Genomic DNA, 23,284 nt, shown 5'->3' on the forward strand with positions numbered 1-23,284 from the left:
TAGGGTAAAAAAGTGGATTTAGAGTAAGTGGTTGGATATGAATAGATTGGATGGGTCCGTATTTCATTTATTTAAAGTGTAACTTCAGAATTACTTCAGAGTGTTTCAAGAATTTGAATTATGAAAATTTTATTGGTCGAGGACAATGCAGAACTTGCCGAAAATGTGGTAAGGTATTTAGAGCAAGAAGGGATTCTTTGTGAAACTGCTAGTACCTTATTTGATGCAGAAGATAAATTGCTTTCTTACAGTTATGATTGTGTTTTGCTGGACCTTATGCTTCCCGATGGAGATGGACTCCAATTACTCAAACTGATCAAATCAACAAAGCAAACTCCCAATGTTTTGATCATTTCAGCAAAAGGTTCTTTAGATGACAAAATCCTTGGGTTGGATCTAGGGGCAGACGACTATTTGGCGAAACCGTTTCACTTGTCTGAATTATTAGCTCGCCTGAAGGCCATTTATAGAAGGGCAAAACTGGATGGGATCGATGTTTTGGAAATTAATGAAATTTCAATCCATCATGCCACATCGGAAGCCTACGTTAACAAGAAATTACTTGATTTGACCAGGAAGGAATTTGATCTGTTGATCTTCTTGATCACCAACAAAAATCGAGTTCTAGGAAAACAGGCCATCGCCCAGCATTTATGGGGAGACTACACGGATAATTTGGCAAACTTCGATTTTGTTTACCAACACATCAAAAACATAAGGAAAAAACTCACAGAAGCAGGGGGGAAGGATTACCTCAAAACCGTCTATGGTATTGGGTATAAATTTGACGAAAATGCAATATAGGCTCATTAACATTATTACTTTTTTATACCTGATCTTAACCTTAGCAGGGTTGCTGATCAGTGGATTATTCATTTACCTCAAAATCGAGTCAGAGATTGATTTTGAAACAGGGAGAGAATTAGACCGACAGGTGGATTCAGTAGCGGATCAGATTAGAAGAGGGAACCCCTATCAAAGTCTGATCACGGACCAATTGGAGATTGATATGATTCCATTTGAGAGACCTGTTGAAGAACTGTATTTGAGGGATACCTTAGCCTATCACGAATCCAGTGATAGAAAAGTAAAGCAGCTGAAGGCTAGTAAATCCTATAAAATCGGAGGAGAGCATTATAGGATTTCCTATTTCAACATTGTAGTAGAAACAGATGATATTACTGAAACCGTGGTATTTACTATGGGAGTAGTGTTTCTATTGCAGCTTGCATTCATTGTATTCTTTTTAAGGGGGATTTCCAACCGGATTTTACTCCCTTTTCAAAAGTCCTTGAAGAAAATCCAAAACTTCAATTTTGCAGCGAACGAGCCCTTTGTATTTGAGAAAAGTAACATTAAGGAATTTGATCAGCTTAATGAATTTTTGATGCGCATGTCCAATAAGTTGTTGAAGGACTATAGACAAATTAAGGAATACTCAGAAAATATTTCCCATGAAATTCAAACTCCAACCACTGTAATCCGAGGGAAACTCGAACATTTAATGAATGAGGGAATGACAGAAAAACAATCGGAATTGATTCATTCCGCCTACCAAAACAACGAACGGATTCAACGAATAGTTAAATCCTTGAGCCTACTGGCCAAATTGGAAAATAATGAATTTGAATCTCCCCAGGCAATCAATTTTTCGGATGTTTTGCTAAAAAACATAGAACTAACTGAAGAACTGATTGAGGGAAATGGATTGCAACTTGAACAATCAATTGATCCTGAAGTTACTGTAGTGATACATCCATTTACCGCTGATGTAATGATTCAAAATCTAATTAGCAATGCTGTCAAGCACAATCAAGCACAAGGCTGGATTAAAATTCAACTCAATTCAGATTATTTATGGGTGGAAAATTCTGGTTCTCCTTTGAAGAAAGACCCTGAAGTTCTTTTGAAACGATTTGAAAAGGAGAGTGACAAGTCGGATTCTATTGGTTTGGGATTGGCAATCGTATCCCAAATTTGTAAATCTTATGGGTTGAATTTTCAGTATTCATCTGAAGGGAATTTACACAGTGCAAAAATCAGCTTTCGTTAATCAACTTCAAATTTGATTCAGAATCAGTTGGTAAATTTCTATCAAACTTAAAAACCAACTGATTTAATGATGAGAGTAAATTCCTATTTTTTCCTGTTTTTTATCCTGTGCTTTGCATGTATAGTACATGGTTCCTTTGGACAAGATTCAAGGGTGACAGGGGTATTGGTAGATTCTGAATCCAAAAAGCCTTTGCCTTTTGTTCAGGTAGCTCTTTTTGGTTCTCAAGATTCCACATCACCTGAATCCTTTGGAGATACAGATGAAAGTGGAAGGTTTTCACTTCAAGTAAATCCCGGAGAATATGCGTTTAAAGCGTTCTTCTTAGGGTATTCTGATTTGAATATCCCGAATGTAATAGTCTCAGGCACTGAAGATTTAGGTACACTTGAATTGAAAAGTGAAAACCAAAATTTGGAGGAAGTAGTTGTAGAAACTTCAAAAATGCCTGTTCGGACCACCATGGAGGGGCTGACCATCACTCCCGATAACAACTTGGCCAATACTGGAGGTACCTTATTGGATGTGCTAAGGAATACTCCTTCTATTTCTGTAAGTGAAGATGGGGCCATTTCTTTACGTGGAAGTTCAGGTACCAATATCCTGATCAATGGAAGAAATTCCTCTCTTACCCAAAACTTAGATCAATTACCCGCCAGCGCGGTAGAGGAAATCAAAATAATCAATAACCCAAATGCTCGATATGATGCTGAAGCTGAGGCAGGTGTAATTGATATTGTATTGAAAAAAGGAATTGAGTTGGGAACACATGGAGGAGTAGAAGCTACGTACGGAACTAGAAACAGGACAAATCTGGGAGCCAGAATTAGTCATAGAAGCCTGAAATGGAATACCTATGCTGGATATAATTACCGCAATTGGAAAAGTATAGGGACGCGAGAATCCACTCGTTTTCTTTTTGAAGATGATGAGTCGCTAATTCAGAATACAAATAATACGGACCATGATATCGGGCATAACCTGAACTATGGAGCCGACTATTACTTTGGTAACAATGTGTTGAGTTACGAAGGAGTGTTTCAAGCCAGTGAGAACTGGCAGACCAATACGTTGTTCGCGGAGCAAGTGAGAGGAGGCAAGGAGTTCAATTATGTCCGACGAAATTCTGAGAATGAAACGGATGATGGGTTGGATAATGCCTTGATTTTTGAACACTCATTTAAAGAAAAGGGACATTTGTTGCGCGCCTCTGCTAGCCATTCGTATCGAAATCAATACAAAACACAAAACATTGAAATCTTCAATAATAGTTTGAATCCTGATCCTGGGAATTTAACTGGACAGGAGCGGGCATTTACGGATGAGGTTAGAAATATTTCTGTGTTTCAGGCAGATTATATTAGGCCATTTGAATCCGGGAAATTTGAGACTGGTTTGAAGTCTACCCTACGTAAATTTGATAATGATTATCAATACCTGAGATTTCAGGAGGCGAGCCAGGACTTTGTTTTAGATCCAGCAATTAGTAACCGATTTATTTACAAAGATCAAATTCATGCGGGTTATATGGTTTATTCCAAAACCAATCCCAAGTTTGAATATGCAGTTGGCTTAAGAGGGGAATTTACCAAAGTGGATACGTACCTGGAGAACACTAATGAGACCAACAAACAGTCTTATTTTAACCTGTTTCCAAGTGTGCAGGCCCTTTATAACTTGAATGACCAGCATGCCTTAAAAGTCACCTACAGTAGAAGAATTGATAGGCCAAGAGCATGGAGATTGAATCCTTTTCCGGATATCACTGATAGTTTGAATGTTAGAAGGGGTAATCCGGAATTAGATCCTGAAATGATTAATTCTTTCGAATTAGGACATTTGGCTAATTTCGAAAAATCCAGCTTTACCACTAATCTGTTTTATCGTAAAGTGAATGGCCAAATAGATTTCATCACCATCATTGAAGATGGGATATCTTACTCACAGCCTGATAATTTACTTTCTTCACAATCCTATGGTGTAGAATTGATTACCACCAATGAGATTACTAATTGGTATGCTGTAAATGGAGGTTTGACACTTTTTCAAATTGCTGTAGATGGCTCTAATATCGGAGAGGAATTTACAAATTCAGGATTTTCCTGGAATGTTAAATTGACTCAAGACTTTAAACTTCCTTTAGGGATTAACTTTCAGTTGGTCGGCAATTATGAATCTCCTGAGATTGAAGCACAAGGAAGAGATTTGGCACAATACTACTTTGACGGAAGTTTACAAAAATCATTCTTGGATGGTAAGGGAAGCTTGACGTTTAGTGCTCGGGATATTTTTGACACGAGAAGATTTGCGGGCAATACGCTAACCAATGCTTTTTCACAGGAGTTTTATTCCAAAAGAGAAACGCAGATCTATTTACTATCTGCAAGATTTAATTTTTAGAGGTAACAATGTTGGGTTTTATGAACGAAAGAAAAAGGCAGAGATTCTCTGCCTTTTTCTTTTAATAGGTTGCTTAAAACCAATTAGCGACCACCTATTAACCTGAATAGGATGGCTATTACAGCCAAGACTAATAAAATGTGAATCAGTCCGGAAACGCTATAAATAAATACGCCTAATATCCAACCGATTAATAGGATTACCGCTATCAGATATAATAAAGAACTCATGGTGTTGGTGGTTTAGTTTCTACTAATTTTTTTAAACGAAGTCCAATCCAAATGCCAAAGCAAAAATGGCCTTAGAAGTCCTAAAAAGAAGGGTTTATATAGGATATTGATGTAATGTTGGGGAAAAATGTTCCCGAAAAAAGGTGCTTAGGGTCAACATTTTAAGTGGGCTTCTGTTCTGATTTCCAATATTTTTTGATCCTTATCCTTTATTCCCAAGACCTAGCAAGTTGGTTTTTTTTGGTAGAGGATCTGGTTACTAATTCAGTTTTGAGGCTTTTGAATTCAAGCGGAGAATTAGGGTCCTGAATTTGATTCAATAAAAAACCAGCTGCAATAGATCCCATATCAAAAGGTCGTTGGTTGACGCTGGTCAATTGGGGAGTCACATAGGTAGAAATAGGCTCATCGGCATAACCTACAATAGCAACCTTGTCTGGGATGGAAATGCCCTCATTCCTTAGAACATTGACAGCTTCAAAAGCCAAATAATCACTGTAGGCGAAAACCCCATCTACGGGATTCGTTTTTATATATGTCCTGATCTTTTCAGGCAATTCAGGATCATTTCCTTCGAAAATCAACTCCTCATTATAGGGTATCTGGTGTTTCCTTAAAGCCTCTTTGTAGCCCATGAATCGATTAAAAGAAGTAGAAAGCACTTTTGGACCTTTGATATGGATGATTTGGGTACAACCGGTTTGTAGAAGAAAGTCCACTGCTTGAAATGCTCCTTCAAAATCATCTGAAATTACATAGGAAGTCTCAATTTCTTCACAGATCCTATCCATCAAAACAAGCGGTGTTTCACTCTCCAACACTTCCTGTAAATGACCAAATTCATCGTTTTTCTTGCAAACCGTAGCCAAAATTCCATCCACCCGGGCATCCAATAAGGTTTGAAAGGATTTGATTTCCTGCCTCTTTTTCTCGTTAGAAGTGCAGATCAATAATTGGTATCCCGCTTTTGAGGTGACACTTTCTATTCCTGCCAAAACCCTACTATAAAAATGATGCGTGAATTCAGGGATAATCAAGCCGATGGTTTGGGTTTTGTTTTCGACCAGACTCCTCGCAATAGGATTTGGTCTGTATCCCAGTTCTTTCGCTAAAGCCTGAATTTGCTGCTTTTTCTTTTCGCTTACCTTTCCCCCTCCATTCAATGCTCTTGATACTGTAGACGGGGTCACGTTCAAAGCTTTGGCTATGTCGGTAATACTTACTCTTTTCTTTTTCATTTCGGGCTTAAAATCCGTCTAAAATAGCAAAAAAGAGTCAATCCAACTCATGCATCATGAGTATGAAGAGTTGGGCAAACGTTTGACCACAAAACTCTTAAATGGATTTCTGATATTGTATTGAAAATTGAATTTCATGCTTGTAAGTCTTTACAAGAAAACCTTCTTTGAATTAGGATGCAATTAGGGAAAACAGGACTTGAAGTCCCATCTATGGTAATTGGCACCAGTTCACTGGGAAATCTTTACCAGTCCAGTTCCTTTTCGGATAAACTGGAATTGGTGAAAACTGCCCTGGATTGTTTCCCAGGTCTTACGGTCTTTGACTCTGCTGGAAAATATGGAGCAGGGTTAGCCTTGGAGTCATTAGGTAAGGCTTTAAATGAGGTAAATGTGCCCAAAGATCAAGTGGTCATCAGCAATAAATTGGGGTGGAGGAGGGTTCCTTTGAAGGGAGCTGAGCCAACCTTTGAAAAAGATGTTTGGAAGAATTTGGAATATGACGCGGTACAGGATATCAGTTATCAAGGTATTCTGAACTGTTTTGAGGAGGGGAATACACTTTTGGGGGGATATAAATCTCAATTGGTTTCCGTGCATGATCCGGATGAATATTTGGCTCAAGCGGTATCTGATGCTGATTATAAAATACGGTTTCAGGATATTTTAGAGGCTTATCGAGCCTTGGCTGATTTGAAAAAAGCTGGGAAAGTGAAGGCCATTGGGGTAGGGTCTAAAAGCTGGGAAGTGATCCGGGAAATCTATGAGCAAGTCGAGTTGGACTGGGTGATGATCGCCAATAGCATGACGATCTATAGTCACCCATCTGAATTATTGCATTTTATGGAGCAAATGAAATATGATGGGGTAGGAATTATCAATTCAGCAGTATTTCACTCTGGGTTTTTGGTAGGAGGAGACTATTTTGATTACGAGTTTGCCGGTTCAGATAATCCAGCATTTCAGAAGCAACATCAGTGGAGGTCTAGTTTTTTTGAGCTCTGCACATCTTGGGGCATTGATCCAGCACATGCTTGTATACAGTTTGGCTTACGTTTTCCAGGAGTATCTGCATTGGCCCTGAACTCGACTTCTACAAAACGTATTCAAAAGAATGCAGCCTATTGCCAAACTCCTATTGAATCGGGTTTTTGGAAGGAACTAAAGGAAAAACAATTGATAAAAAGAGATTCGGAAATCTCCATTTAATTAAAAGATGATGAAAGAATTATCCTGTAAAACTCCAGGGGAATTTGAATATAAGGATACCCAAAAACCAATCCTTTCCCAAGGGAATGCAATTATCAAAATCAAGCGTATCGGGATCTGTGGAACAGATCTGCACGCATTTGAAGGAACGCAACCTTATTTTTCTTATCCAAGGACATTGGGCCATGAATTAGCTGGTGAAGTCTTTGAAATTGAGTCTAATAGCGAATTTCAAATAGGAGATCTGGTGACTATTATGCCTTATTTCAGTTGTGGAACTTGTGTGGCCTGCCGAAAGGGAAAAACCAATTGTTGTCAAAAAATCAGTGTTTTTGGAGTTCATGAAGATGGGGGGATGAGAGAATATGTGTCTGTGCCCATTTCCACTTTGATCAAAAGGGAAGGACTTCAGTTGGATCAGCTGGCGATGGCAGAGCCGTTTGCCATCGGTGCCCATGGTGTAAGAAGAGCAGGAGTGAAACCCGGAGATCGGGTTCTGGTCATAGGAGCCGGCCCCATCGGATTAGGGGTGATGGAATTTGCGAAAATCGCGGGAGGAGAAGTCATTGCTTTAGACATCAATGAACAACGACTTGATTTCTGTAAAAACATATTGAACATCGCGCATACCCTGAAAGCCAGTGAGCAAACAAAAAGGGAAATTGAAGAATTGACCAATGGGGATTTCTGTGATGTAGTGATTGATGCGACGGGTAATTCTACAGCAATTCATCAGGGTTTTCAATACATGGCTCATGGAGGGACCTATGTGTTGGTAGGTTTGCAAAAAGGAGAAATAGCATTTTTTCATCCAGATTTTCATAAAAGAGAATCTACACTCATGAGCAGTCGAAATGCTACCAAAGCTGATTTTGAGCAGGTGTTGGAAGCTTTGGCAAGTGGAAACATCAATGTAAAAAATTACATCACCCATCGAGTCAATTTTGAGGGGGTGAAGTCCAATTTTGAATCATGGCTGGACCCCAAAACAGGAGTTATCAAAGCCATGGTAGCAATATAAATATCCCAAATGAACCCGATTCAAGTGCGTAAAATTATTGTATTCTTTGCTGCTCTCCTTATTTTCACTCAGGTTAGTTTTGCTCAAATTGAAGAAAGGCCACGACCTGCCGAGTGGAACAACTTAGTGCCAGGAGCTAAGTTTATTGATCTTTTTCAACCAATTCCACCAATTGGAAAATTGACTGCTGATACTTGGGGCACTGCTACGGTGAAACCTCGGTATGTGGACAATGGAATTGAAGATAATGAATGGTCCTACTGGGGTGGCAACATTCTAAAAGGGGAAGATGGTCAATTTCATTTATTCGTTTGTCGCTGGAGGGAAGACTCACCCAAAGGACATCATGAATGGCCTAGATCGATCGTGGTACATGCGGTATCCGGTCACTCAATGGGGCCATTTAAAGTTATTGGAGAAGTTGGAAAGGGGCATAACCCAGAAATCTATCGAACTGCGGACGGACACTTTGTGGTCTATGTGATCGACGGATATTATGTGTCTGAATCTCTTGACGGTCCTTGGGAATACAGCAAATTTGATTTTGACCAGAGAGACCGACCAATCATCGAAGGGCTTTCCAATCTAACTTTTGCTCGTCGTGAAGATGGTTCCTATCTCATGGTCTGTCGTGGAGGAGGAGTTTGGTTCAGTAAAGATGGAGTAAGTACCTTCAATCAGGTTTCCAATGAGCGAGTTTATCCTCCAGTTGACGGTAGATTCGAAGATCCTGTTATCTGGAAAGACCATGTTCAGTATCATTTGATTGTAAATGATTGGTTGGGAAGAATAGCTTTTTACCAGCGTTCGAAAGATGGGGTTCATTGGAAAACAGATCCAGGAGAGGCCTACATGCCTGGAATTACCACTTATGAAGACGGGACCATTGAAGACTGGTTTAAATATGAGCGAATCAAGATTTTTCAGGATGAATTGGGAAGAGCAGTACAAGCCAACTTTGCGGTGATAGACACTTTGAAAAATGAAGATAAGCCCAATGATAGGCATAGTTCCAAGAATATTGGGATTCCATTGAAGGCAGGAATGCAACTGGAATTGTTGAATAAAAAAGCCATCACTCCTAAGACAAAATCTATCAAAGTATTGGTGAAGGCTGAACCGGGTTTTAACCCTCAACAAGACTTGGATTTGGCCTCCCTTCGCTTTGGGGCATCTGAAGAAGTCAATTTTGGAAGAGGAGCAAAGGTGCTCAGTTCTCAAGCTAAAGGGGATGACTTGGAAATTTCTTTTGAGGGAAAAGGCAATGGATTCAAAGAGGATAATTTTGCTGGAAAGATGATCGGGAAGGACAATAACGGAGACATGGTGTTCGGCTTTTCTAGACTACCTTGGGTGAATTACAATCCCGAAATCCTTTCGGCAAGAAAGCCTGAAATTGATAAAGAAAAAGGAATTGTAAGGGTGAAAGTTGAGAATTTTGGCCAAATAAAATCCAAAAAAGCAAAAGTGATTGTAGAGGTTTTTGAGGACGGAAAAAGTGCTTTTACCTCAGAAGGGAAGGTTCATTCCTTAGATCCATTTGAAGGAATCCGGATAGAACTTCCCTATGATCAATTGATCCCTCTAGGCTCCGATTTGACCTATAAACTTACCATTCTACCTTCTAATGGTGAAATGGAAATGCTGGAAGGTGAATTATAAGTATCAGTAAATTCAATGAGTTAAAAGCAAAAGTTCTTCTAATACATCAACTTCAAACCCAAAACCTACTCTTATGAGACATTTGATTTTTTACGTTTTACTATTCATTTCCTTGCAAGCATTTTCTCAGCAAGAGATGAAGCTATGGTACAAGCAGCCAGCTGGAAAAGTGTGGACAGATGCCTTGCCTATTGGGAATGGAAGGCTGGGTGCCATGGTATATGGCAATGTGGACACTGAAATCCTCCAACTTAATGAGCATACAGTTTGGTCGGGAAGCCCCAATAGAAATGACAATCCTGATGCTTTGGATGCCCTTCCTGAGATCCGGGAATTGATTTTTGAGGGAAAACAGAAAGAGGCGGAGCAGCTAGCTTCCAAAATGATCCAGACCAAGAAATCTAACGGGCAGATGTTTCAGCCTGTGGGAAATCTAGAAATATCCATGGCAGATCATGTAGAATTTGAGGATTATTACCGTGAGTTAGATATTGCCCATGCGGTTGCGAAAATCAGCTACACTGTCAAAGGGGTGACTTACACCCGGGAGGCCATAGCTTCGATTCCTGATCGGATTATTGCGGTGAAGTTAAGCGCCAATAAACCGGGTATGATTTCATTTAGCGCAACATTTTCGAGTCCGCATCAAAAATCTGGAGTTAAGACCAATGCTTCGAATGAATTAGTACTGATTGGAACAACCTCAGATCATGAGGGAGTACCGGGTAAAGTCAATTTTGAGGGGATCGCTAAAATCCAAACAAAAGGTGGTACGTTTAGCCAAACGGATACAGCTTTGGTTGTGAAGGATGCCGATGAGGCTACGATTTACATTTCCATTGCTTCCAATTTTATTCGATATGATGACCTCTCAGGGGATGAACATGAGAGAGCGAATGGCTATATGGAAAAAGCTTTTTCTAGGAGTTTTGAAGCGATCCAGAAAGATCAGCGGGAGGCCTATCAGCATTATTTTAATCGGGTAAAGTTGGATTTGGGTGACTCAGGGGCTTCAAAGCTACCTACTGACGAACGTTTAAAGAATTTTAGAAATACCAACGATCCCCAGTTGGTAACACTGTATTACCAATATGGCAGATACTTATTGATCTCTTCTTCCCAACCTGGTGGACAACCCGCCAATCTCCAAGGAATTTGGAACAAAGAGATGATGCCGCCTTGGGACAGCAAGTATACCATCAATATCAATGCGCAGATGAATTATTGGCCTGCGGAAAAAACCAATCTTTCGGAATTGCATGAGCCCTTCCTAAAAATGGTTCAGGAAATGGCAGAAACTGGACAGGAAACTGCCAAGGTGATGTATGGAGCAAGAGGTTGGATGGCTCATCATAACACAGATATTTGGAGAATTACGGGGCCTGTGGATGCCATATTTTGGGGTATTTGGAATGGAGGTGGAGGTTGGACCAGCCAGCACCTTTGGGAACATTACCTGTATACCGGTGATCAAGAATTTTTGTCATCTATTTATCCGGTCTTAAAGGGAGCTGCACTGTTTTATGCAGACTTTTTGGTGAAAGATCCTCGAAACGGTTGGTTGGTCATCAATCCAGGAACCTCACCGGAAAATGCCCCCCAAGCTCATGGAGGGTCTTCTTTGGATGCAGGCACTACCATGGATAATCAAATTGTTTTTGACGTCTTTAGCACGGCGATTCAAGCTGCAAAAATTTTGGATAAAGATGCCTCATTTCAGGATACCTTGAAGCGGTTGAGAAAGCAACTTCCTCCAATGCATATCGGGCAGCATGGCCAGCTTCAGGAATGGCTGGAGGACATTGATGATCCTAATGACCACCATCGCCATATCTCCCATTTGTATGGATTCTTCCCATCCAATCAGATATCTCCATTCCGAACTCCTGAATTGTACCAGGCTTCCAAAACTACCCTGATTCATAGAGGAGATGTCTCTACAGGTTGGAGTATGGGTTGGAAAGTAAACTGGTGGGCCAGAGCCTTAGATGGGAATCATGCCTATACATTGATCCAAAACCAACTATCTCCTGTGAAGGGCACCAGAGAAGGTGGAGGTTCTTATAACAACCTTTTTGATGCACATCCACCTTTTCAGATTGATGGGAATTTTGGCTGTACTTCTGGGATCACAGAGATGTTGGTACAAAGTGCCAATGGTGAGGTTCATTTGCTGCCCGCACTTCCAGATGCCTGGCCTGAAGGTAGTATTTCTGGAATCAAAGCAAGAGGAGGTTTTGAAATTGTGGACATGGAATGGAAGGATGGGAAAATACAAACGGTGACCGTGAGATCTGATTTGGGTGGAAACCTCCGTTTGCGAGTTCCCAATTCCTTGAATGTGAAAGAGGGAGTTTTGAATCCGGCAAAAGGAGAAAATTCCAATCCTTTTTACTTCGTAGAAGAGACTCCAGCTCCGGTGATTTCTGATCAAGCTAATTTGGAAAAACCTCAATTGAATCCTGGCTATTCTTATGATCTAGCCACGGAAGCTGGAAAAACCTACGTATTGATGATGAATTGAATGAACCCCTTAAATCTATACCCCATGTTTTCAAGAGCTTTAATTGTCTTGGTACTTTGTTTTATCGGTAACCAAAGCTTTGCCCAAGACCCGAATTTTTACATTTTTCTGAGTTTTGGTCAGTCCAACATGGAAGGAAATGCCCGGTTCGAACCACAGGATACAGTATCAAATCCCCGTTTTCAATTGTTACAAGCAGTGGATTGCCCCGATCTGGGCCGAGAAAAAGGAAAATGGTATCCAGCCATTCCACCTTTGAGTAGGTGTAATACAGGAATTACACCTGGAGATTACTTTGGGAGAACTTTAGTGGAAAATTTACCCGATAGCATTCGGGTCGGAATTATCAATGTCTCAGTTGGAGGCTGTAAAATCGAATTGTTTGATAAAGATAATTATAAAACCTATACGGCTACAGCACCGGATTGGATGAAAGGAATGATCGCCCAATACGATGGGAATCCCTATCAAAGGTTGGTTGAATTGGGGAAATTGGCCCAGGAAACTGGGGTCATCAAAGGGATCCTGCTGCATCAGGGTGAATCCAATACAGGAGATCAAACCTGGCCTACCAAGGTCGCAGGGGTCTATGCGAATTTATTGGCAGATTTAAGTTTGGAACCCAATTCGGTCCCACTATTGGCAGGTGAACTGGTCAGTGCTGAAGAGGGAGGAAAATGCGCTAGCATGAATCCGATCATAGGCACCTTGCCTGAAGTCATCCCGAATGCTTATGTGATTTCTTCCCAGGATTGTGAGGCGATCAAAGATGGATTGCATTTTTCAGCAGCTGGTTACCGATTACTGGGTTCGCGATATGGTGAGAAGATGACTGAGCTTTTAAAGAGTAATAATTAATAAATTAGGCCTAGTTCAAACCCATAAACCTAAAACCATATGAAACGATTTTTCAAGTTGATTTTTGTGTTTTGCCTTGTTGGAAACACGACAATAGGACAAGTTCTGGAAAAAGAAGCACCTGCAGGCTTTGATCAAGTTCAAGCTGAGATTCCCCATGGAAAGATTGATTCTATTCAATATCGATCCAAAACGGTTGGGACGACCAGAAAGGCGCTGGTTTATACACCTCCAGGTTATTCCAAAAGTGATAAGTATCCGGTTTTATACCTATTGCATGGTATTGGAGGTGATGAAAAAGAATGGTTGAAAGGAGGGCATCCTGAAGTGATTTTGGATAATCTGTATGCGGAGGGGAAACTGGAGCCCATGATTGTAGTCATGCCAAATGGTCGAGCGATGAAGGATGATAGGGCTGTAGGAAATATCATGGCTCCTGAAAAAGTAGAGGCATTTGCTAGGTTTGAAAAAGATTTGTTGAATGATTTGATTCCTTTTATAGAAAAGAAATATCCTGTTTTAACTGATCGGGAAAACCGAGCGATTGCAGGTCTGTCAATGGGGGGAGGGCAGTCCCTGAATTTTGGCCTAGGGAATTTGGATAAGTTCGCCTGGGTGGGAGGATTTTCTTCCGCTCCCAATACCAAAGCTCCTGAGGTTTTGGTTCCTGACCCAGCAAAAGCCAAAGAATTATTGAAGGTACTTTGGATTTCCTGCGGGAATGAAGATGGGCTGCTTAGTTTCAGCAAGAGAACTCACGATTATTTGGTACAAGAGGAGGTTCCCCATATCTATTATTTGGAATCAGGAGGGCATGATTTTAAAGTCTGGAAGAATGGGCTGTACATGTTTTCCCAGCTATTATTTAAGCCAGTAGATCAATCAAAATTCAATAAATATAGTCCCATAGGGACCCCGGCGGCTACCAATATTAGAAACTCCAAATACCCTCAGATTTATCCTGATCACAGAGCCAAGTTCAGAATCAAAGCTCCTGAAGCTGAAAAAATCCAATTGGACCTGGGTAAGAAATATGATATGATCAAAGGGGAAGATGGAGTGTGGGAAGTGATGACCGATTCTTTGAGTGAGGGTTTTCATTATTACTCCTTGATCATTGATGGAGTGGCTGTGGTGGACCCATCCAGTGAGGCATTTTATGGGATGGGTAGGTTTGCAAGTGGCATTGAAGTGCCTTTTAAAGGAGATGGATACTATCAATTAAAAGATGTGCCACACGGGGAAGTGAGAAGAGTAAGATATTTTTCGACAGCGCTGAGATCCTGGAGGCAATTTTTCATCTATACTCCACCGGGATACGAAACGAATACAGCGGAAACCTATCCAACTTTGTATATCTATCATGGAGGAGGAGAGGATGAAACAGGTTGGGCAAGACAAGGGAAGACCGATCTTATAATAGATAATTTGATCTCAGAAGGTAAGGCAAAAAAGATGTTGGTGGTGATGGCAGATGGGAATATGCCAGCCAGTGCGTTTACTGAAAATGGCCTAAGGCAATTTGAGCGGGAGCTCAAAGAAAGCTTGATTCCCTACGTGGAGAAAAATTACAGGGCTAAGTCCAGTGCTGCCAATCGAGCCTTAGCTGGACTTTCCATGGGAGGATTACAGACCTTGTATGCAGGTGTAAATAACACTGATTTGTTCTCCTATTTGGGAGTCTTTAGTTCGGGTTGGATAGCCGGTAGGCAGACAGAAATTGTGGATGCCCAATATGCCTTTATGAAAGAAAATGCTTCTAAAATCAATCAGGATCTAAAGTCATTTTGGATAGCTATGGGAGGAGAACAGGATATCGCCTATCAGAACTGCCAGATAATGATGAAAAAGTTTGACGAAATAGGGGTGGATTATTCCTATTCAGAGTATCCTGGAGGTCATACTTGGCCAGTATGGAGAAACAACTTGTATAATTTTGCTCAGGTGATTTTTTAGAATTCTAGGCTTCCTATTTCTTGAGCTCTTTACCTAAATCATAAAAACAAAACCCCGATTACTGAAAGTAATCGGGGTTTGAGTGGGCCCACCTGGGCTCGAACCAGGGACCACCTGATTATGAGTCAGGTGCTCTAACCAACTGAGCTATAGGCCCTTCAAAATCAAAGCAGGTAATAGCGTGTTCTATTTGTCCTAAACCTTGGTTTTGGGAGTGCAATGTTACATATTTGAAATCAAATTCACAACCTAATTAGTGCATGAAAAACGTTCCTGATGCGGATTTTTTGATTTTTGATCTCGGTAATGTGATCGTAGATATTGACTACCAAAAATCTTTGGATTTAATCAAAAAGGAATTGCCTGATTATCATCATGATAAGGTGGATCAATTTTACTTGACGGAGTTTCATAAAAAATATGAAAAAGGTGAAATTAATTCTGAAAAGTTCAGAGAGGAGGTTAGAGATTATTTCGAAAAAGACTGGAATGATGAAAAGGTAGATGATATCTGGAACTCGCTGCTCAAAAATATCCCTGCCGAACGAATTGATTTGATCTCAAAATTAAAGGACAAATATAGATTGGGGATTTTAAGCAATACCAATGAAATCCATATAGAAGCAGTCTATAACATGCTGAGAAAAGATTTTCAGTTGGATAATTTTGATCCCCTGTTTCAACATGTGTTTTATAGCCATGAAATGGGAATGTCAAAACCTTCTCCAGAAATTTATCTTAGCATGGTGGAACAATTAGGAACCAAACCTGAACGGGTGGTTTTCTTTGATGATTTGGAAGCAAATGTCAAAGGAGCAAAATCCATTGGTATCCAAGCCGTCCATGTGACTGGACCTCAAATCATATTTGACTATTTAAAGCATGTATAGCAAAAAGGAACTTCTGGTTCACAGTCTATTATTTATTCTCACGTTAATCACAGCCACTCTCGCAGGGGGAGAATGGGTGATGAGTAAGTCAGTGTTGGCGACAGGGGAACATTTCCTCACCTTAGATGATTTTTGGAAGGCTACGGCATTTTCCATCCCTTTTATTGGGATTTTATTGATTCATGAGTTGGGGCACTTCTTTACCTCTTTATATCACAAAGTAAGATGTAGTTTACCCTTCTTTATTCCAGTATGGCTTGGTTTTATTGGTATCCCCTCCATTGGAACCTTTGGAGCGGTGATCAAAATGAAAGGCTTTGTCAACAGTAGGAAGAAATTCTTTGATATTGGTGTGGCAGGTCCTTTGGCTGGATTTGTTGTAGCACTGGGTGTATTGATTTACGGCTTTTCTACATTGCCTCCGGCGGATTATATTTATGAAATCCATCCTGAATACGCTGATGAAAGCTTCCAAGGATATGGGGAGGACGCCATCGATTTTGAGCTGGGTAATAACCTGCTTTTTTCTGGGTTGGGGGAAGTTTTTGCAGATCCAGAAAGACTTCCGGAGATGGCAGAAGTAATTCATTATCCTTTTCTGTTTGCGGGATATTTGGCCTTGTTTTTCACTTCACTTAATCTACTGCCAATAGGCCAGTTGGATGGAGGACATGTGATTTTTGGACTTTTTCCAAAGTCCCATCAGTATGTCTCTTTGATCGCCTTTACGGGGTTTATAGGATATGCCGGTTTGGGATTTATTTCCCCTTATTTGCCAGGTGATGATTTGTTGATTCGAATCCCTCTTTATCTGGCATTTCTTTACATCTGCTACAGCAAGTCAGGGCTAAGTGTCCAAAACAAGTTGACGATTGTGTTAAGCTTGGCAGCTGTTCAATATGCCATTGCTTTTGTAAAACCTGAATGGGAAGGTTATCAAGGCTGGTTGTTTTTCGGGTTCCTGCTGGGACGAATCATGGGCTTAAAGCACCCAGAAGTCTCGGGTTTGAGAGAAATAAGCACCTCGAGAAAAATTATTGGTTGGATAGCAATCCTAATTTTCCTGATCAGCTTCTCACCCAAACCATTTATGTTTTCATAAAAAAAGCTCCACAAAGGGAGCTTTTTTTATAAGTTGTTATAAGCCATTATTCCACCGAGTACGTTTCGAACTTTTGTGAAACCTTTGGATTCCAAAAACTTCTTGGCATTGCCACTTCTGGCCCCAGATCTGCAATGCACCACGATCTCTTGATCTTTATACTGATCGATTTCATCTAATCTATGAGGCAAGTCTCCTAAAGGAATATTCATAGCCCCAAGGTTATCATCATCATATTCCCATTCTTCACGAACGTCTATGAATACAAATTTTTCGTTTTTGTCTAACCTGGCTTTAAGGTCTTCTACAGTAATATCTTCCATATTTCTATTTAACTAAAATTCTTATTGATTGAGATCCATCTTCCGAAACTACATTGATTACGTAAATTCCAGGATGTTGTCCTGTAAAATTAATAATTTCCCCTTCTTGACTACGTTCTCTTTGTAGAAAAATCTCCCTGCCAAAAGAATCAAAAATCCGTAAATCACTGTAACTCCCCTCCAAATTCAGAATAGTCTCCACAGGATTTGGGAAGACTTTTATCAATCTAGCTTCAGGAACAGAGCTTTCTTCAAAGGGAGCATCCACACTGACATGAGGTCGGATCATCATGGCTCCTTGAACTTCCGTATTTTCTTCCCAAGCTCCTAAGACATTATAATATAACTTGTCTCCTTGGTCATTGGATTTATCAAGTCCTACATGAATAAAATCGTTGGTAAACTGGGCGTAGCCAATGTAGAATTCTCCGGATACTTGAATATTCGTGTCCAAGGAATAGTACAAGAATTCCTCTCCGGCTTCTTTTACAGGTATCAAGTCCTCTCTTCTATAAATAGGTCCTTGATCTAAGTCTTTCCAAACTAGAATGTCAATGGCTTGATTTGCTTGATTGGGATTCGTGAAATTGATGGAAATCCCTTTTAAAAAGACCTCCTCCGGAGTATCATATTTCACGGCTAGCATTCCTGATTTTTGATTGATGCCTGCAGCATAATCTGCGGTCCCCCTATCATAAGAAAAATAGTCTTGAACAGGGAAATAGCTCTTTACGGTGTCATTTACACGATAATCAAGGGTCTGAAAAAATGTCGTGTCATTTCCGTCTACCTCAAAATACAAATCATCACCAGTAGTAAGGGAAGTCTTGAACTCTAGGGCAGATGCACCACTCGAAATAGGAGCTTCATCAAATTCATTGCTAGTAAAGCTCCTTCTTTCTTTGGAATTAGGTACTGGGTCAAAGGGGGTATTTTGATTGATAGCCACGATGCTATTCGTCAAAGTATCCCGCAGCTGAATGGTGTATTCCATCGCTCTAAACCTGTTCTCTAAATTGTAAAACTGATTCTCAATTCTACTCCAAAAACCCTCCTGATTACCTTCAATTAATGGGAATGGGTAAGCAGCATAATCTCCTAATTGAACCTGATTTACTTGGGTTAGACTTCTGTCTTTGTAGTTCAAATCAGTGGTTGACCTACCGTAATTGAAATACACATAATCCAAAATCCAGCTATCAAAAGGGCCTACTTGTCTTCCATCCGCTACGAATCGGAATTGGAATGCCTCATGCTGATATTCAGGTCCAACCTGAATGATTTCTTGGGAGAACATGGTTTGGTTTTCTTCAATTCCTCCAAATTGATTCCATACAGTGATCCAATTTCCTGATTCATTTAGAAACTGTAAAAAGAACTGATCGTTGCTGTCGGGATATTCTGCTTTTCCACCTGCTTGCCAAAAGTAACTCAAGTACAGTGAGTTGGAGTTTTGGCCAGATAAATCAAAAACCTTGGAGGTCAACATATCAGTAATACCAATATCCCTTTGGGAGAGGGAATAGGGCTTACCATTGGCATCCACTCCATTAAACAATACTTGTCCTACAGAGGGCGCATCAATTCCGATAGTTTCTGTATAGGAAGCTCCGTTTACCTCCCAAACCATGGTGTCCAATCCTTGAGAGAAGTCATCCCAAAAAGGAATGGGTTGCGTATCTTGAATTCTTAACTGTTGACGTTCGGCAGTATTTTTCGGGATTTTTACTTGATGGATAGGGGCAAACTCCACGATTTGAGCATGAGACTCTAATTCCAAGCCTAAAAATAGGAGGAAGGCACATGTACAAATGAGGGATAGGCCTTTGCCCATTGATTTAAAAATTTTCTTTAGAGATCCAAAGCTCAATCAGTTCTCCGGTTTTTACTTGAGTTCCTGCAGGAGGAATTTGCATAAAGATTTTACCAGGAGCTACGGTATCGTTTTCAGCGAAATTTTTATCTCCAACTCTTAATCCAGAACCTAAGATTAAAAACTCTGCGTCAATTTCATCCATTCCTGTCAAACTTGGGACTTCTAAGATCTGATTTCCCAATCCGTCACCCACCACTAAGTCAATTCTGGCCCCTTTTGGAATTTCGAATCCTTCAGGTACATCCACACCCCTATATTTTTGCTCCAATACCACATTGATACCAATGTCTGGTACATACACAATGTCCCCTCTTTCTAAGCCCATGTTTGCCAAGATTTCCTGCACATTTTTAAGGGGTGTATTCACCAAGTTAGGCATTTTAAGCATTGGTGCATTTCTGGCATTCAGGGTTAAATAGATTTTTCTTCCAGTTTTAACCTGTGAATTTGCTTCCGGAAATTGCTTGAGAACTGCCAAAGGTTTTTCGTCTGTGCTAAAAGCAGAGTCTACCGATACCTCATACTCTAAACTTGCATCTTCTAAAATACTTTTGCCTTCCTCAAAGGTATATCCGCTCAAGTCAGGAACAGATACTGTTTCACCATGATTGGTGTACATAGGAAGGTAAAGCTTCAGAAATAAGTAACCTAGTAATACAGAAAGCCCGATCACAATAAATAGATTGATCAATACTTTCTTTATGGAATAGTTAAATGAACTCATTTTGAAATGTTACGATAGCTAAAGATACATGGGAAATTGAAACCCTACAACGAAGAGATTCCCAAAAACCAGCTTAACCACAGACAAAAAATAAGCCGAAGAATGAACTTCGGCCTGAAAACAAGTTAATTTATTATTAAACGCCTGGTTTCCTGTATGGTAGGGCTGGTGATTTTGATGATGAATACTCCCTTTGAAAATAATTCTGTACTAAAAGAATACGTTTGGTTGAGGGTGCCAGGGTAATTTAAATCCTGGACAACCATACCCGAGGTAGAGATCACTTGAATATTTACATCTTCAAACTGAGCTAAATTAAATGCAATATTGAATAGGTCTCGTGCAGGATTAGGGTAGAGTATACTCATTCCTTCCCCAGGAATAACGGGGTCCGGGTTAGCACTTTGGAATAATTCAATATTGTCCAGATAAATCGGACTGTCCTCGCTAGATCCACCAGCTACCACAAAGGCCAGCCTAATTTTACCATCTGTCAATCCCGCGTATTCAGTTAAGTTGACATATTTTCTGGCATAGTCATTCACTGAGTTTGGATTGGCTTCACCAGAAGACACAGTAGAAATTTCTGATCCGGAAATTTGGTATGCGATGGAAAAGTCTTGGCCTCCGTCTGTACTTACCAATACATTGAAGGTGGTAGTACTACTCACTTCCCCTGCCGCTAAATCAAAGAAAACACTGGCTTGTTTTCTGCTGCTTAAATCAAATATAGAGGTTCCCAACCAGTAGGTATTTCCTTCTTCTTGGTTTTGAAGCCTGGCCACATTGTTTGGTCCTTCTCCAGAATTGATAGGGATAATCTCCCAAGCAGTCTGATCCGATTCTGGGTTGATGGTTTGATTGATCGGAGTAATACTGGATGAGTTATTGAAATTCTGTCTCCAAGGGGTTAGAATGGTATTATCATCTTCAATAACATACCGGGTTAAGTCATCTGAATTGTCGCCGTTTTGATCAAAATTTGGCTGCCTAACTTCTATCTCAATTTTGTTTTTGCCTGAGGCAGTAGATTTTGGAGAAGATAAAGTAAAGTTCTCACCCGGTTCTACGCTGGAACCACTGGCCAAGAAAGTTTGTGTTACTCCATCATTTGTACTCTTAGAAAAGATAAACCTAGAAACAGGTAGATTTCCAGTGTTTTGAAGGAGATATATCTCATTATCCTGTTCACCGTCTGCAATCGGAGAAGGGGTAATCATTTCATTGATGGACAGTTCATACTTGAATTGCTCTGTCGGTAGAATACGGATGTTTCGAATGTATACATTATTACCGTAGGAGTTTTGATTGATAAACGCGAAGCGTATCGTACCCAGGTCCCTGTATTCACTTAAATTGACGATCTCAGTTCTGAATTGAGAGGAGGTAGATACAAAGAATTCATCTAAGGTTGGCTCCACTGTTTCCAGACTTTGACCAAATTTCTGATAGGTGGCGTTAGCCAAATCAAAATTATTTCCACAGTCTTGGGAAACCGCCACAATCAATTGATCCTCGAAACCGGATTGATCATAATTTGCATAGGCAAGTTCAAACACAATTTGAGCATTAGGATATTCTTCTAAATTAATCAAAGGAGAAATGAAATAGTCTAATTCTCCAGGTGCTTCATAATTGTAATTGGATATAGTAACTAAAGACTGACTTACACCTGAAATCGAACGGGTGGTTTTTTCCCAAGTAAAGCTCTCATCCGGATTGTCAACAGTAAATTGTCCAGGGAAATTCGTCAAATCAAGCGTATAAGGCAACGTGATTTCCTCTTGGATCAATGGCATAGAGCTTCTGATGTTATTGGATTCATTCATATCAGGCTGATCATTTGCCTCTATGATCTTGAATTCAACCGTTGTTCCAGAAGTCTGTAAAATAAAATCATTGAAACTTACTAAGGTAGACTCACCAGTCTCTAAATCGAAGGTCACTCTTTTGCTTTCCAGAAGCGTTCCATTTCTTCTCAACTCTATTCTTCCAGAAGTAAGCCTATTGTTTCCTGCATTTAAAACTTCAATAATCGGGCTCACTGTGGTGGAACAGATGTATTCTGAAGGAGAAATAATTTTGGAAATAGCGAGGTCCAAATCGAGTAATTCAGGCTCTTGAGTGGCTCTATTGTTCACAAGGGTCACTCTTCTGGGACTGTTTTCCAAGACCACATTGAATCGCTCCACCTGCCCTTGTGTAAATAAATTCATACATGCATCAGGGGTATAATCCATGTAATTTTGAATCATATCCATAGACCCACAGCTCGTGCGGGTGAAGTTGGGACTACAGGTATTGTTGGAGGCATCTTGCTCCGGGGTGTCCGCAACGAAATCGTCCACTCCACATCCACCATCACCCCAGATATGTCTCAATCCAAAATAATGGCCCACCTCATGCGTAGCAGTTCTTCCCAAAGAAGCGGATATGGCGCTCCCACCGACACCAAAAAAACGATAATCAATCGTTACCCCATCAGTGATTGCTGAGGTAGGCGGAGAATTTAGCCCTGGTAAGTCGGAGATAGGGAAGGAAGCATATCCTATAAAGGGATTGATCAAGGGAACCACCCAAAGGTTCAAATACTCTTCAGGATTCCACTGGGACAATTGCCCGATAATTGTGGCGTCAGTTTCTGGATTATAAGTGTTTTTAGGACCTTGAATTCTTACGATTCCATCGGTAGGTAAACCATTGGGATCTTGTTTTGCTAATACAAATTCAATGTTAGCATCTGCTGCGACAGGTAAAAATTCTGACGGAGTATTGACTGCATCCGCGTTTAAACGGCGGAAATCTTCATTTAATATTCTTATTTGCTCTAAAATTTGGCTGGTAGGTACATTGGGTCCTACGCCTTCTGCCTGTCCGTTATGCACAATATGCACCACTACCGGAATCAATCGATGTTCTGAATTGGCCCTGGCAGAAATCTGAGGGTTGGCTTTTCTTGCCTCAATTTTTTGGTCTACCCAGTTTTCAAAGTATTGTTTGGTGCCAAAAAAACCGAGTTCTTTTTCTTGTTTGGCTTCTAAAAAAGCATGCGCACACTTTCCAGTATGCGCATGATTGGTATTGTTACTTGTCTGACCGGTTACATCAACGATGTTGAATTGCTGGGCGAATGATATTGAAAACGTAAAAATAGCTCCACAAAGGAGTGAAGTGGCTTTTGAATAAAAGCGAAAACCTTTTTTCATCCAGATTCAAAT

Annotated in this window: 17 protein-coding genes and 1 tRNA gene; 11 read left to right on the top strand and 7 right to left on the bottom strand. The window is 40.3% G+C overall.

The genetic code is table 11. The features are described 5' to 3' along the window. The first annotated feature begins 120 nt into the window (after positions 1 to 120). The 3 genes from BUR11_RS04625 (at position 121) to BUR11_RS04635 (ending at position 4,453) form a co-directional block, all read left to right on the top strand. Positions 121 to 804 carry a response regulator transcription factor gene (locus BUR11_RS04625; RefSeq protein WP_074223632.1) on the top strand — a complete coding sequence of 228 codons (684 nt, stop codon included), beginning with the start codon at positions 121 to 123 and terminating at the stop codon, positions 802 to 804. Further along, entirely contained in the window at positions 794 to 2,053 is a 1,260-nt protein-coding gene (locus tag BUR11_RS04630) for a sensor histidine kinase (protein ID WP_074223633.1), read from the top strand. Before BUR11_RS04625 ends, BUR11_RS04630 begins: the two co-directional genes overlap by 11 nt. Positions 2,054 to 2,119: 66 nt before the next feature. Next, the gene (locus tag BUR11_RS04635; protein WP_317045223.1) at positions 2,120 to 4,453 is read left to right on the top strand and encodes an outer membrane beta-barrel family protein; all 2,334 of its coding nucleotides are present in this window, start codon (positions 2,120 to 2,122) and stop codon (positions 4,451 to 4,453) included. Between the two features lie 83 nt (positions 4,454 to 4,536). On the opposite strand, the gene BUR11_RS21080 is transcribed toward BUR11_RS04635, so the two are convergent. Continuing rightward, positions 4,537 to 4,683 (bottom strand): lmo0937 family membrane protein, encoded by a 147-nt coding sequence (locus BUR11_RS21080; RefSeq protein WP_143185839.1) that lies wholly within the window; start codon positions 4,681 to 4,683, stop codon positions 4,537 to 4,539. Positions 4,684 to 4,892: 209 nt separating this feature from the next. Next, positions 4,893 to 5,921: a LacI family DNA-binding transcriptional regulator gene (locus BUR11_RS04640; protein WP_074223635.1), complete on the bottom strand. Its 1,029-nt coding sequence runs from the start codon at positions 5,919 to 5,921 to the stop codon at positions 4,893 to 4,895. Between the two features lie 177 nt (positions 5,922 to 6,098). Here BUR11_RS04640 and BUR11_RS04645 point away from each other — a divergent pair, with 177 nt between their 5' ends. The 6 genes from BUR11_RS04645 (at position 6,099) to BUR11_RS04670 (ending at position 15,151) form a co-directional block, all read left to right on the top strand. After that, positions 6,099 to 7,130 (top strand): aldo/keto reductase, encoded by a 1,032-nt coding sequence (locus tag BUR11_RS04645; RefSeq protein WP_074223636.1) that lies wholly within the window; start codon positions 6,099 to 6,101, stop codon positions 7,128 to 7,130. 10 nt (positions 7,131 to 7,140) lie between these two features. Then, positions 7,141 to 8,151 (top strand): zinc-binding alcohol dehydrogenase family protein, encoded by a 1,011-nt coding sequence (locus BUR11_RS04650; protein WP_074225115.1) that lies wholly within the window; start codon positions 7,141 to 7,143, stop codon positions 8,149 to 8,151. Between the two features lie 24 nt (positions 8,152 to 8,175). Then, positions 8,176 to 9,813 carry a glycoside hydrolase family protein gene (locus tag BUR11_RS04655; RefSeq protein ID WP_200800381.1) on the top strand — a complete coding sequence of 546 codons (1,638 nt, stop codon included), beginning with the start codon at positions 8,176 to 8,178 and terminating at the stop codon, positions 9,811 to 9,813. 73 nt (positions 9,814 to 9,886) lie between these two features. Then, positions 9,887 to 12,337, top strand: coding sequence for a glycoside hydrolase family 95 protein (locus BUR11_RS04660; RefSeq protein WP_074223638.1), 2,451 nt, complete (start codon positions 9,887 to 9,889; stop codon positions 12,335 to 12,337). 24 nt (positions 12,338 to 12,361) lie between these two features. After that, positions 12,362 to 13,195: a sialate O-acetylesterase gene (locus BUR11_RS04665; protein WP_074223639.1), complete on the top strand. Its 834-nt coding sequence runs from the start codon at positions 12,362 to 12,364 to the stop codon at positions 13,193 to 13,195. A 39-nt stretch (positions 13,196 to 13,234) separates the two neighbouring features. Next, a complete protein-coding gene (locus BUR11_RS04670; RefSeq protein WP_074223640.1) occupies positions 13,235 to 15,151 on the top strand; it encodes an alpha/beta hydrolase-fold protein in 1,917 nt (638 codons plus the stop codon). Positions 15,152 to 15,234: 83 nt separating this feature from the next. On the opposite strand, the gene BUR11_RS04675 is transcribed toward BUR11_RS04670, so the two are convergent. Next, positions 15,235 to 15,308 (bottom strand) — tRNA-Ile (locus BUR11_RS04675). Between the two features lie 103 nt (positions 15,309 to 15,411). Between BUR11_RS04675 and BUR11_RS04680 the strand changes: the two genes are divergently transcribed. Together BUR11_RS04680 and BUR11_RS04685 are read left to right on the top strand one after the other, a co-directional pair. After that, on the top strand, positions 15,412 to 16,041 hold the full coding sequence (locus BUR11_RS04680; RefSeq protein WP_074223641.1) for an HAD family hydrolase: 630 nt from the start codon (positions 15,412 to 15,414) through the stop codon (positions 16,039 to 16,041). Then, complete coding sequence (locus tag BUR11_RS04685; RefSeq protein WP_074223642.1) at positions 16,034 to 17,143, top strand: site-2 protease family protein; 1,110 nt, start codon at positions 16,034 to 16,036, stop codon at positions 17,141 to 17,143. The genes BUR11_RS04680 and BUR11_RS04685 overlap by 8 nt, the downstream gene beginning before the upstream one ends. A 26-nt stretch (positions 17,144 to 17,169) precedes the next feature. On the opposite strand, the gene BUR11_RS04690 is transcribed toward BUR11_RS04685, so the two are convergent. The 4 genes from BUR11_RS04690 to BUR11_RS04705 form a co-directional block, all read right to left on the bottom strand. Continuing rightward, positions 17,170 to 17,466, bottom strand: coding sequence for a rhodanese-like domain-containing protein (locus tag BUR11_RS04690; RefSeq protein ID WP_074223643.1), 297 nt, complete (start codon positions 17,464 to 17,466; stop codon positions 17,170 to 17,172). Between the two features lie 4 nt (positions 17,467 to 17,470). Next, positions 17,471 to 19,300, bottom strand: coding sequence for a T9SS type A sorting domain-containing protein (locus tag BUR11_RS04695; RefSeq protein WP_074223644.1), 1,830 nt, complete (start codon positions 19,298 to 19,300; stop codon positions 17,471 to 17,473). Between the two features lie 4 nt (positions 19,301 to 19,304). Further along, positions 19,305 to 20,066, bottom strand: a complete 762-nt coding sequence (locus BUR11_RS04700) for a PASTA domain-containing protein (protein WP_074223645.1) — start codon at positions 20,064 to 20,066, stop codon at positions 19,305 to 19,307. A gap of 125 nt (positions 20,067 to 20,191) precedes the next feature. After that, entirely contained in the window at positions 20,192 to 23,272 is a 3,081-nt protein-coding gene (locus BUR11_RS04705; protein ID WP_074223646.1) for a T9SS-dependent choice-of-anchor J family protein, read from the bottom strand. Positions 23,273 to 23,284: the final 12 nt, after the last annotated feature.

Source organism: Algoriphagus halophilus (genome assembly GCF_900129785.1).
GTDB lineage: Bacteria > Bacteroidota > Bacteroidia > Cytophagales > Cyclobacteriaceae > Algoriphagus > Algoriphagus halophilus.